This window comes from Halomonas sp. CKK8, from assembly GCF_029625235.1.
In the GTDB taxonomy this organism is placed as follows: Bacteria; Pseudomonadota; Gammaproteobacteria; order Pseudomonadales; family Halomonadaceae; genus Halomonas; species Halomonas ventosae.
The window spans coordinates 1,392,028-1,404,486 of the sequence record NZ_CP121193.1 but is presented as its reverse complement, the minus strand read 5'-3'; the positions used below and the strand labels follow the sequence as shown (position 1 = coordinate 1,404,486).

Below are 12,459 nucleotides of genomic sequence, written 5' to 3'. Positions count from 1 at the left end.
CCAAAGTCACACAGGCTTATAAGACCCTCCGCGGCCGTGGCGACCCTCATGCCTCATGCATGCTCTGCCATTTCGCGAAAAACACTGTTACGCTCCACCATCTCACTATAGGTACCACTATCCACCACTTCACCTGCCTCCATAAGATATATACACCCACAGGACTTAACGGTTGAAAGCCGGTGAGCAATCATAATAATGGTCTTTTTTCCAGAGAAGTCGTGAATTGCTTCCATTACCATACGTTCGGTAATGCCATCCAAGGCGCTTGTTGCCTCATCCATCACGAGGACATCCGCGTCATCATAGAGGGCTCGAGCGATTCCGATACGTTGACGCTGGCCACCAGAAATCTGTACGCCACGCTCGCCTACCCGGGTATCTAAGCCCTCAGGAAGTCGTTCCAGCAACTCTTCAAGGTGAGCCATGGAAGCCGCACGCCATACTTTTCCCTCATCGATCTTATCTACCGGCAAGCCGAACGCTATGTTTTCTCTAATAGTCGCATCGGCAAGGAAAATGCTCTGCGAAACAAGCCCGACACTGTTCTGCCATTCCCGACGGCGCTCGGCCGTCACGGGCTGGCCGTCTAAAGTGAGTTGACCATGCTCGGGCGTTATCAGCCCCAACAGCATATCGATGGCCGTGCTCTTTCCTGAGCCAGACGCCCCCACTATCCCAACGACGCCGTTCACCGGTATCGTCAGATTCACGCCGTCGAGGGCGGCCTCCTCTTTTCCCGGATAACGAAACGTCACGTCCTCCAGGCAGATACTTTGCCGTGGTACCCACTTTACCTTCTCAATAGCAAGTTCATCGACATCGTCACCATGATAACTTGCTTCCAGATCTTCCCTAAGATGGTGAAAGGAAGCGATATTACCACGCACGGTGGCCACGCCCTTATATATTTGCTGAAAAGCGGGCAACATCTTGAAACCGGCCATGGCATAAACAGAGAGAATAGGAAGAATCGAGCCCAAATTCCCTTGATGAGCAACAAGGAGGTAGAGCACCAGCATTATCACGGCACCAAAGGCGACTAGCTCCATCAGGTAGCGAGGGGCATTGCTAAGTGCCTTAGTAACCCCCTTGGCACGACCCAACTGACGACTGGAACGCTCGAAGCGGCGGTTGAACTCTGACTGCCTAGCCAAGAGAAGAGTGTCCTTAATCCCGCCAAACCCTTCGCTCATCAACTTGAAACGCTGCCGGTTGGTGCTGCTTACCATGGCATCATTATGCTCAAGTTTGCGCCGCACGATACGATACAACCCCCAGTAGACCGCGCCGAAAAGCATCAAACCACAAACAGCAACCCATGGATTAAAGATAACGATAGCAATGGAAACAAACAATGCCATGACAATTTTAGCATTCATATGCATCAATGGCGTGAGGACATTGTCACTTATACGCCTACATTCCTGAGCAAGCTTATTAGTAAGATCACTACTACTACCACCAGCATGAAACAACCAATTCTGGCGCATATAATGTTTGAAAAGTCGCGTACTCAGCTCAGCCCCGACCTGCTGCGAATACAAAGACAGTTTCCAAGTGGTGAAAATTGACATCAACGACGCCAAGGATAGGACACCCATAACGAGAACTCCTACCCAGAAGAGGAAAGTCGTACGATCATCCGCACCGGAAAGCTGATAGACTTCAGCTAACACACCGTTTCCTTCTAAGTAGCGCATATCCCCGACAACTGCCATGAAGGGACCAATGGCTGCAATGCTGACGAGTTCGCCGAAAGCCATCAGTACGACCAGGACCTGCAGACGCAAAAGCCGTCGCCGCTGCGCAGAAGTCAGAAGCAGATAAAGCTCTCTAATACTGGAAAGCAAGGAAGAATGGCCGACTTTCTTAGTAGTATATTCCAAAGCAAGCTCTCTCACGCCTGGGGCTACTAAAGCTAATACCCTGAACTCAACTGTATCGATTTGCCGTACCAAAGGAGCAATAGACATGCTCACGCATGGTCGTCCCGCCGACATGGCGATGGCCAATCAAGTCAGGCCCGAACAAGACCGACGATTAACGATGAGCTCGTTAACGTTACGTTACATTCTGATGGAGAATGCCATAGGATGCGAGATTTTGAAGAGGGGTTTTTCTCATCCCCAGCGGCCCTGGCCAGCCTGAGGCTAGCCAGGGCATCGTGTGGCTTTAGGAATATAATAAATATTATATATATCTTTTAAGAATGAAAAGGTTTGGCGCCTCCGATGCGGACATACAGGCTCATGGCAGCTGATAGCGCACCGGCGACTCGCCCCTCGGCAGGCCCAACCACTCCATGGCCACCCGGCCGAACTGGCGGGAGATCCGCTCGAGGGGATCGAGACGCGGCGTGTAGTCGCGCAGCCGCGCCTCGCCGAGCCGGGCGCGGGCCACGCCGTCAAGGCTGCCGAGCCCATCCACCAGCCCCAGCTCGAGGGCCTGCTCGCCGCTCCAGATCAGTCCGCTGAACAGTCGCTCATCGTCCGCCAGCCGGTCGCCGCGTCCCTCGCGCACGTCGTCGATGAACTGGCGGTGGGTGGTGGAGAGCACCTCCTGCCAGAACTCGCGCTGCGCCGGGGCGATGTCCGAGAAGGGATCGAGGAACGCCTTGTTCTCGCCGGCCGTGAAGACACGACGTTCGACGCCCAGGCGCCCGATGGCCTCCTCGAAGCCGAACCCGGCATGGATGACCCCGATCGAGCCCACCAGGCTGGCCGGTGCGGCGATGATCTCGTCGGCCGCCGCCGCCACGTAGTAGGCGCCACTGGCCCCGATGTCCTCGATCACCGCCAGAACCGGCTTGTCGCCGGACTCGCGCAGCCGCATCACCGCCTCGAAGATGCGCTGGGACTGCACGGGGCTGCCGCCGGGGCTGTCGATATGCAGCACCACCGCCTCGGCCTCTTCCGCCCGCCAGGCCCGCTCCAGCCCCTCGATGATGCGCTCGGCGCTGGCCGGCGAGTCGCTGTCGATCACTCCCTTGATCTCGACGACACCGAGGTGCGGCCGGGCAGGCGCCCCGCTCCCCGGCGCGCCCAGGATCCCGTAGAGCGAGATCGAGAGCGAAGTCAGGATCAGCAGCAGGAAGAAGAAGCGGAAGAAGAGCTTCCAGCGCCGGGAACGTCGTTGTTCCACCAGCACCCCGTCGATCCAGCGTCCCATCATCTCCATCTGGGCCAGGCGCTGGCGCTCGCGCAGCGTCTCGGCATCCTCGGCAGGAGGAGCGGCAGCATCGGCTCGCTGCGCCTCGCGCTCACGGCGCGCCTGCTTCGGGGTCAGCTCCGGCCCGCTCGTCCAGCGGTCGTCACTCTTGTTGTCGTCACTCATGGTCGTCCTGTCCCTTGGTCAGCTAGCCGTGCAGCCAGTCGAAGAGCTCGGGCACCGTCTCGGCGGTGAACACCGGCCGGCTGGCGGCAAGGCGTGCCGGGGCATGCACGCCCCAGGTCACCGCCGCCCGGTCCATGCCCAGCGCCCGGGCCATCTCGAGGTCGTATTCGGTATCGCCGATCATCACCGCCTCGTCGACCGCGACATCGAGCTCGACGAGGAGCTCCTCGAGCATTCGGGGATGCGGCTTGGAGAGGGTCTCGTCGGCGGTGCGGCTGGCATGGAACCAGTCGCTGCTGTCGCTCTCGCGGAAGATGCGGTCCAGGCCGCGGCGGCTCTTGCCGGTGGCCACGGCCAGCCGCTGGTCCGCCCTGCCACGTAGCCGCGCCAGCCCGGCCTCGACCCCGGAGTAGAAGCACATGGGGCCGGTATCGCCCTCGACAAAATGGTAGGCATAGCGTGCCCGGAGCAGCTCGGCACGCTCGGCATCGATGCCGGGACAGAGGGTGGCTATGGCCTCGGGCAGTCCCAGGCCGATGATGTTGCGGACCGCCTCCGCCTCCAGCTCGCCCCAGCCGGCTTCCCGGGAGGCCACCTGCATGCTGGAGACGATCCGGGCGATGGAGTCCATCAGGGTGCCATCCCAGTCGAAGATGGCCAGTCGATAGCGCATGAAGCCTCCGTGTCAGCGGGCGTGGCGGGCGCGGTCAAGCACCGTCTCGAGCTCGGCGGGCAGCGGCGCCTTGATCTTCACCGGCCGGCCACTGCTGGGCTCGGGAAAGGTCAGCGCCGCGGCATGCAGGAAGAGGCGCGACAGCCCCAGTGAGGCGGAGAGCCGCTGGCTCTCGCGGCTGCCGTACTTGTCGTCACCGAGCAGCGGATGACCGGCATGGGCCGCATGCACGCGGATCTGGTGGGTCCGCCCGGTGACCGGTTCGGCCTCGACCAGGGTGGCCTTCTCGAAGGCCTCGCGCACCGCGAAGCGGGTGCGGGCCACCTTGCCACCCGGCTCGACCCGCACCCGTCGCTCGCCGTTGGGAAGCTCGAAGCGGTCGAGCCGGGCGCTGACGTAGTCGCGTCGTGCCGGCCAGCGCCCGGCCACCAGCGCCAGGTACTGCTTGTCCATCTGGCGCTCCTTGAGCGAGGCGTTGAGCGCCAGCAGCGCCGGGCGCGACTTGGCCAGCAGCAGGCAGCCGGAGGTGTCGCGATCCAGGCGATGGACCAGTTCCAGGAAGTCGAGGTCCTCGCGCACCTGGCGCAACGCCTCGATCAGGCCGATCTTCACCCCGCTGCCGCCATGCACGGCGAGTCCCGAGGGCTTGTTGATCACCAGCCAGTCGCGCCCCTCCAGCAGCACGCTGCCGGCGAGCAGGTTGCGCAGGTTCTCGCTCACCTCGCGGACCGCCTCCCGAGGCGTCAGGCGCAGCGGGGGGATGCGCACCAGGTCGCCAAGCGCGAGGCGGGTATCGGCCTTGACCCGCTTCTTGTTCACCCGTACCTCGCCCTTGCGCACGATGCGGTAGATCAGCGCCCTGGGCGCCCCCTTCATGCGCGTCAACAGGAAGTTGTCGACCCGCTGACCGACCTGGCCCTCGGTCACTTCCACCCACTGCACGTCGCGCCCTTCGGCCATGCCGCCACTCCACTGAAAACCTGCTCGAAAGGCGCATTCTACCGCAGTGCAGGCCATCCTGCGCCAATTGCTGGCCACCCCCTTTGCTGTTATATTGCCAACTCGCTTCACTGGGTCGTCACGACCCGCCAGAGCGCCTGCACGACAGACACGCAGGCCGGAGCGAAAAGATCAGGCCGCGACGATCCTCGCCAATCCGGGGTCCCGCCGCCGACAAGCAAGCGATACAACGCCACGCCCGGCTTCGGTCGCGCTCCCTGCAGCACGACCGAAGATCACGGGATACGTACAACAACGTGCCGGAGGCCGGCGTTGGCGAATCGATGAATGCCAGGTGTTGGCGGTGACCGCAGGGCCGGATGGGCGACGTCCCACCGAGACATGTCCTGCCTCCGCCCCGTACTCAACATGATCACGCCGTGTCGGTTACATCGTGCAAGGATGAGCCGGAACGGCCGGGCGCACTACCGCATCCGCGACATGCGCTGAGCACAAGCACGCAGCAACCAGCGGTTCGCCTCCGTCGTTGACCGCCATCCGGCGCGTCCCTACTTGCGAGACGACATGAAACGGATGCTCATCAATGCGACCCAGCCCGAAGAGCTGCGGGTCGCGCTGGTCGATGGACAACGCCTCTACGACCTGGACATCGAGTCCGGTGCCCGGGAACAGAAGAAAGCCAACATCTACCGCGGCAAGATCACCCGCGTGGAGCCCTCCCTCGAAGCCGCCTTCGTCGACTTCGGTGCCGACCGCCACGGTTTCCTGCCCCTCAAGGAGGTATCCCGCGACTACTTCCTGAAGGAGCCCTCGGGCCGACCCAGCATCAAGGAGGTGCTCAAGGAGGGCCAGGAAGTCATCGTCCAGGTGGACAAGGAGGAGCGCGGCAACAAGGGCGCCGCCCTGACCACCTTCATCAGCCTCGCCGGTCGCTTCCTGGTACTGATGCCCAACAATCCCCGGGCCGGCGGCATCTCGCGGCGCATCGAGGGCGAGGAGCGCAGCCAGCTCAAGGAGGCCATGAGCCAGCTGACCGTGCCCGACAAGATGGGCCTGATCGTGCGCACGGCCGGCATCGGCCGCTCCCCCGAGGAGCTGCAGTGGGACCTGGACTACCTGGTGCAGGTCTGGGAGTCGATCACCGAAGAGGCCGGCAAGCGCCCGGCGCCCTTCCTGATCTACCGCGAATCCAACGTCATCATCCGCGCCATGCGCGACTACCTGCGCCAGGACATCGGCGAGGTGCTGATCGACAGCGAGCAGGTCCACCAGGAGGCCCTGGCCTTCATCCGCCAGGTGATGCCCTCCTACCAGCAGAAGATCAAGCTCTACGTCGACGAGGTCCCGCTCTTCTCGCGCTTCCAGATCGAGTCGCAGATCGAGACCGCCTATGAGCGCGAGGTCAAGCTGCCCTCCGGCGGCTCCATCGTCATCGACCATACCGAGGCGCTGGTCTCCATCGACATCAACTCGGCGCGCGCCACCCGCGGCAGCGACATCGAGGAGACGGCCCTGCAGACCAACCTGGAGGCGGCCGACGAGATCGCCCGCCAGCTGCGCCTGCGCGATATCGGTGGCCTGGTGGTGATCGACTTCATCGACATGAGCCCGGCGCGCAACCAGCGCGAGGTCGAGAACCGCATGCGCGACGCCCTCAAGCTCGACCGCGCCCGGGTGCAGATCGGCCGTATCTCGCGCTTCGGCCTGATGGAGATGTCCCGCCAGCGCCTGCGCCCCTCGCTGGGCGAGACCAGCGGCGTGGTCTGCCCGCGCTGCGACGGCCAGGGCACGATCCGCGACGTGCGCTCCATCTCGCTCTCCATCATGCGCCTCATCGAGGAAGAGGCGATGAAGGAGCGCAGCGCCCAGATCCGCGCCATCCTGCCGGTGCCGGTGGCCACCTACCTGCTCAACGAGAAGCGCGCCGTGCTGGCCGAGATCGAGCGGCGCCAGGGCGTACGCGTGGTGATGCTGCCCAACCCGGACATGGACACGCCCCACTACGATGTCCAGCGCCTGCGCGACGACCACGTCGACGAGGAAGGCACCGCGACTCTCTCCAGCTTCGAGCTCTCCACAGACACCGAGGTGGGCAAGGAGCCCGAGGCCGCCTTCGGCAAGCCCGTCCAGCGCGCCGAGGCCGCCGTGAAGACGGTGATCCACCACGAGCCGGCGCCCGCCTCCCTTCAGCAGGAAGAGGCCCCGGCCCCCGCACCGGCCCCGACGCCGCCCAAGGCTGCGGCCAGGGCACCGGCCGCCCCGCCCGTCGCCGAACCCCAGGCCGGGGTGCTGGGGCGCCTGGTCAAGGGCCTGGCCAAGCTGCTCGGCAGCGACGAGGCGCCCGCCGGCACCGAGCCGAAGCCGTCCGCCCGCCAGGGCGAGTCGCGCGGTGACCAGGGCGCGCGCAATCCCGCCCAGCGCGACGACGAGCGTGGCGGTCGCAACGGCCGCCAGCGTCGCCCGCGCAGCGACGAACGGCGCAGTGCGCCACGCCAGGAGGGCGAGCGCGGGGAAGGCAAGCCCGCCGGCGCCGAGGGCCGCGGCAGCCGCGGCGGACGTGGACGCGGCGGTCGTCCCGACGAGGGTCGCCAGGCGCGTCCGCAGGAGGCGCCGAAATCACGTGACGAGAAGCCACGCGATGAGAAGTCACGGGACGAGAAGCCGCATGACGACAGGGCCCGTGATCAGAAGCCCCATAACGAGAAGCCCCGCGATGACGCCCGCCGCCAGAAAGGCGGTGACAAGCCGGCCGAGAGGACGGGCGACACACGTGCCGAGAAGCCGACAGCCGACACCCCGGTGGATGACGGCAAGCCCAAGCGCACGCGCAATAACCCGCGTCAGCGCACCCGCAAGCATGCCATCAACCCCAAGGCCGAGGCCGAGCAGCAGCGCCTGCTGGCCGAAGCCGCCGAGGTAAAGGCCGACGCCCACCCGGCCGAGACAACCGACGAGGCAAAGGAAGAATCAGACGCGGCCAAGCAGCCAGGCGATCAGGCCGCCAAGGCCGAACCCAAGGCGGATACGTCCAAGTCGGAGCAGAAGCCCGTCGAGAAGCCTGCTGAGGCAAAGGCCGAAGCACCTAAGACGGAGCCCAAGGCCGAAGTAACCAAACCCAAGCAGAAGCCCGCCGAGGCCAAGGCCGAGGCAACGAAGCCCGATCAGAAGCCGACCGAAGCCAAGGCCGAAGCCGCGAAGCCCGAGCAGAAAACTGCCGAGAAGCCTGCCGAGACCAAGGCCGAGGCAACGAAGCCCGAGCAGAAGCCGACCGAAGCCAAGGCCGAAGCACCGAAGCCCGAGCAGAAGCCGACCGAAGCCAAGGCCGAAGCCGCGAAGCCCGAGCAGAAAACTGCCGAGAAGCCTGCCGAGACCAAGGCCGAGGCAACGAAGCCCGAGCAGAAGCCGACCGAAGCCAAGGCTGAGGCCGAAGCACCGAAGCCCGAGCAGAAACCCGCCGAGACCAAGGCCGAAGCAGAGAAGCCCGAGCAGAAAACTGCCGAGAAGCCTGCCGAGAAGCCTGCCGAGACCAAGGCTGAGGCACCGAAGGCCGAGCAGAAACCCTCCGAGGCGAAGGCCGAAGCAGCGAAGCCCGAGCAGAAAACTGCCGAGGAGCCTGCCGAGACCAAGGCCGAGACACCGAAGGCCGAGCAGAAGGCCGCCGAGGCGAAAGCCGAAGCACCGAAGGCCGAGCAGAAAGCTGCCGAGCAGAAGGCCGCCGAGGAGAAAGCTGAAGCCAAGCCGGAAGCGAAGGCCGAGGAGCAGGCGACGGAGAGCCGCGCCAGCCGCCGTCGCCGTCGCCGCGCTCACAACGACCCGCGGGAGATCCGCCGTCGTGAGCAGGAGGCCAAGGCCAAGGAGGGCTGAGGACACCCTTCCCCGCCTGCACGAGTGACAGCGCCCGCAGCCATGGCTGCGGGCGCTGTCGTATCGGGGCCAAAAAGGCGCGATCCGGGTCAGGCCGGCACGGCCAGGCGGGGCTCGCGCTCCAGGGTCACGCCGAATCGCTCGCGCACGGCATCGGCCACCTGTCCGGCGAAGTCGAGCAGTTCCACCGCACTGCCACCGCCGAAGTGCACCAGCACCAGCGCCTGGCGCTCATGCACGCCGAAGTGCCCCTGCCGCCAGCCCTTGAGGCCGCACTGGTCGATCAGCCAGCCGGCCGCCAGCTTGACCCGGCCATCGGGCTGGGGGAAGTGCGGCATCGTCGGGTGGGCCTTCGCTAGCGTCCTAGCCAGGTCGGCCGCCACCACGGGATTCTTGAAGAAGCTCCCGGCATTGCCCAGCACGGCCGGGTCGGGCAGCTTCTCGCAGCGGATCGCGCAGACCGCCTCGGCCACTTCCAGGGCACTCGGCGAGGCGCCCACCCGGGCGGCCAGTTCACCGTAGCCGAGTCGGGGTCGCGGCGAGCGCGACAGACGAAGCACCAGCCGGGTGATCACCACGCGCCCCTCCAGGGCACCCTTGAAGACGCTGTCGCGGTAGCCGAAGGCACACGCCGCCGGCGAGAGTACCGCCTCGCGGCCATCGTCGAGATGGACCAGGTGCACCGCCTCGATGACATCGCTCAGTTCCACGCCGTAGGCGCCGATGTTCTGGATCGGCGCGGCCCCGCACTGCCCGGGAATCAGTGCCAGGTTCTCGGTGCCCCACAGGCCCCTGGCGGCCAGCGCCATGACCAGCTCATGCCACACCACCGCGGCCTCGGCATGGACGAGGACCTCCCTTCCCCGCTCCTCCAGCCACCACGACTGCATGGCGGGATGGACCACCAGGCCCGGGAGCCATGTCGGCAGGATCAGGTTGCTGCCGCCCCCCAGCAGGGTCAGCGGCCCACCCTCGCGCCGGGCCAGGTCCAGCGCCTCGCGCACCTCGTCGAGGCTGGCCGGCGCAACGAAGCGCTCCGCCCGGCACGGCAGGCCCAGGGTATTGTCCCGCGAGAGGTCGTGGTGGGCACAGAGCGCCAGGCTCAAGGTCCCGGCTCCAGGTGCGCCTTGACCTCCTCGAGCAGTCCCCGTGAGGCCGCCTCGATCAGGTCCAGCACCTCGTCGAAGCCCCGGTCACCGCCGAAGTAGGGATCGGGCACAGCGCGGTCAGGATGCCCGGCATACTCTAGGAACAGCCGTGCCGGCACCCGGCTGTGGGGCGACCGTTGCGCCTCGATGGCCTCGAGGTTGTCATGGTCCATGGCCAGCAGCAGGTCGAAGCGGTCGAAGTCGTCTGCGGCGAGCTGCCGGGCGCGCAGGCCAGAGAGGTCAACCCCCCGGCGGGTGGCGGCCTCCTGGGCGCGGGGGTCCGGCGCCTTGCCCACGTGCCAGGGACCGATACCGCAGGAGTCCACCTCCACCCGGTGGGACAGCCCGCGTGCCTCAAGCAGGCGCCGGAACACGCCCTCCGCACTGGGCGAGCGGCAGATATTGCCGAGACAGACGAAGAGCACGCGCATCAGTGACCTCCCGGCTGCTGCATCAACTCGCGGACCCGTGCCAGGTCCTCCTCGGTGTCCACACCCGCCGGATGCGGGACCCGGGCCAGCGCCACCTGGATGGCATGACCATGGTGCAGCGCACGCAGCTGTTCAAGCTGCTCCAGGCGCTCCAGCGGCGAGGGGGCCCAGTCGCGGTACTCGGCGAGAAAGCCCGCCCGGTAGGCATAGAGGCCGATGTGCCGCAACCAGGCATCAGTCTCCAGCAGCTCGGGACGATGCGCGAAGGCGTCCCTGTCCCAGGGAATGGGGGCCCGCGAGAAATAGAGGGCGCGACCGGAGAGCGCACGCACCACCTTGACCGCATTGGGGTTGAAGAGCGTGTCGACGTCGCTGATCGGCTCGGCCAGGGTGGCGATGGAGGCGTCGGGGTCGTCGAAGAGCCGCGCCGCCACCTGGTCGATGAGCAGCGGCGGGATCAGCGGCTCGTCGCCCTGGACATTGACCAGCACGGCGTCATCGGCCAGCCCCAGCCGCTCGGCCACCTCGGCCAGGCGGTCGGTTCCCGAGGGATGGTCGGCGGCGGTCAGCAGCACCTCGGCGCCGCAGGGGGCCAGCGCATCAACGACGCGCCGGTCATCGGTGGCGACCACCACCCGGGCGGCAGCGCTCTGCCGTGCCTGTCGCCAGACGTGGGCCACCATGGGCTCGCCGGCGATCTCGGCCAGCGGCTTGCCGGGCAGTCGCGAGGAGGCGAAGCGCGCCGGGATGACGGCGATGAACTCCTGCATGGGGCCTCCTCAGGATTCGCCGGTGCGGCCGGGAGAGTCGTGCAGCTTCTCATCGACGTCCATCGCCCTGGCCTCCTCGGGCAGCATCACCGGGATGCCGTCGCGAATCGGGTAGGCGAGGCCATCGTAGTGACACGCCAGCTCGGCGGCCTCGCGGTTGTACTTCAGCTTGCCCTTGCACAGCGGGCAGATCAGCATCGCCAGCAGTTCCTTGTCCATGATTTCCCCTTGGATGGGTTTCAGGTGGCGGCACGGGATGCTCGCCGCGCCGCCTGGGTTGAGAGTGACACCAGCCGCGCCTGCAGCCAGTCGATGAAGGCGGCGCCGGGCCGGGCCTCCACCTCGAGGACCCAGCTGTCGACGGGCGCCAGCTCGCGACACTTGACCGCGTCCTTGGCCGTCATCACCACCGGCCGACGGTCGGCGAAGGCCAGGTCGGCCGCCGTGAAGCGATGGTGGTCGGCGAAGGCGTGGGGGATCGGTTCCACGCCCAGCGCCTCCAGGGTGGCGAAGAAGCGCGCCGGATGACCGATCCCGGCCAGCGCATGCGCCGGCCCGGTGAAGGGTGGCGGCGTGGGTGGCACTCGCGCCCCGTCGCCGAGGCGGCGCCAGGCGGAGGGTACCAGCACCATGCCATATGCCCCGGGCGGCGCCTCGAAGGCCGGCTCGCCATTGATCACCACGGCATCCACCCCCTCGAGCCGCGACAGCGGTTCGCGCAGCGGCCCTGCCGGCAGGCAGCGCCCGTTGCCGAAGCCACGCCGGCCATCGACGACCACGAGCTCCAGGTCACGCCCCAGCGCCAGGTGCTGCAGGCCATCGTCGCCGATCAGGATATCGCACCCCGCCGCCAGCAGTCGCCTCGCGCCGCGGGCACGGTCCGGGTCGACCACCACCGGCACCCTCGTCTGGTCCGCCAGCATGCGCGGCTCGTCGCCGCAGGCCGCGACAGGCGTGTCGGCGTCCAGCAGCAGCGGATAGTGCTCGCTGCGCCCGCCATAGCCGCGCGAGAGGATACCGGGCGACCAGCCCCGCTCGGCGAGAAAGCGCGCCAGCCAGGCCACCAGCGGCGACTTGCCGGTGCCGCCCAGGGTGATGTTGCCGACCACGATCACCGGCACCGGTGCCTGCCAGGCGGCCCGCCTGCCCGAGGCGAAGGCCGCCGCGCGACGCCGCACGGCCAGGCGATAGAGGGCTTCCAACGGCCGCAGGGCCACCAGCCAGGCATCGCCCCGATAGGCGGCCGCCAGCCAGCGCTCGCCGATACTGCCCGCCAT

10 protein-coding genes are annotated in these 12,459 nt (G+C 66.3%); 1 reads left to right on the top strand and 9 read right to left on the bottom strand.

The window, feature by feature from the left end; translation table 11 throughout:
* Positions 1-53 precede the first annotated feature (53 nt).
* The 4 genes from P8934_RS06625 to P8934_RS06610 all read right to left on the bottom strand — a co-directional run bounded on the left by P8934_RS06625 (position 54) and on the right by P8934_RS06610 (position 4,969).
* Entirely contained in the window at positions 54-1,976 is a 1,923-nt protein-coding gene (locus P8934_RS06625) for an ABC transporter ATP-binding protein (protein WP_278034007.1), read from the bottom strand.
* 274 nt (positions 1,977-2,250) lie between these two features.
* Entirely contained in the window at positions 2,251-3,336 is a 1,086-nt protein-coding gene (sppA, locus tag P8934_RS06620; protein WP_278033463.1) for a signal peptide peptidase SppA, read from the bottom strand.
* Positions 3,337-3,358: 22 nt separating this feature from the next.
* Positions 3,359-4,009: an HAD-IA family hydrolase gene (locus P8934_RS06615; RefSeq protein WP_278033462.1), complete on the bottom strand. Its 651-nt coding sequence runs from the start codon at positions 4,007-4,009 to the stop codon at positions 3,359-3,361.
* Between the two features lie 12 nt (positions 4,010-4,021).
* A complete protein-coding gene (locus P8934_RS06610; protein WP_278033461.1) occupies positions 4,022-4,969 on the bottom strand; it encodes an RluA family pseudouridine synthase in 948 nt (315 codons plus the stop codon).
* Positions 4,970-5,533: 564 nt separating this feature from the next.
* Between P8934_RS06610 and rne the strand changes: the two genes are divergently transcribed.
* Entirely contained in the window at positions 5,534-8,833 is a 3,300-nt protein-coding gene (gene rne, locus P8934_RS06605; protein ID WP_278033460.1) for a ribonuclease E, read from the top strand.
* Positions 8,834-8,922: 89 nt separating this feature from the next.
* Here rne and murB read toward each other — a convergent pair whose 3' ends face one another.
* From murB to lpxK, 5 genes are read right to left on the bottom strand one after another with little or no spacing between them, the layout of a single operon-like run.
* Positions 8,923-9,939 (bottom strand): UDP-N-acetylmuramate dehydrogenase, encoded by a 1,017-nt coding sequence (gene murB, locus P8934_RS06600; RefSeq protein WP_278033459.1) that lies wholly within the window; start codon positions 9,937-9,939, stop codon positions 8,923-8,925.
* Positions 9,936-10,412, bottom strand: coding sequence for a low molecular weight protein-tyrosine-phosphatase (locus P8934_RS06595; RefSeq protein ID WP_278033458.1), 477 nt, complete (start codon positions 10,410-10,412; stop codon positions 9,936-9,938). Before P8934_RS06595 ends, murB begins: the two co-directional genes overlap by 4 nt.
* Positions 10,412-11,182, bottom strand: a complete 771-nt coding sequence (gene kdsB / locus P8934_RS06590) for a 3-deoxy-manno-octulosonate cytidylyltransferase (RefSeq protein ID WP_278033457.1) — start codon at positions 11,180-11,182, stop codon at positions 10,412-10,414. The genes P8934_RS06595 and kdsB overlap by 1 nt, the downstream gene beginning before the upstream one ends.
* 9 nt (positions 11,183-11,191) lie before the next feature.
* Positions 11,192-11,401, bottom strand: a complete 210-nt coding sequence (locus P8934_RS06585) for a Trm112 family protein (RefSeq protein WP_278033456.1) — start codon at positions 11,399-11,401, stop codon at positions 11,192-11,194.
* A 20-nt stretch (positions 11,402-11,421) separates the two neighbouring features.
* Positions 11,422-12,459 carry a tetraacyldisaccharide 4'-kinase gene (lpxK, locus tag P8934_RS06580; protein ID WP_278033455.1) on the bottom strand — a complete coding sequence of 346 codons (1,038 nt, stop codon included), beginning with the start codon at positions 12,457-12,459 and terminating at the stop codon, positions 11,422-11,424.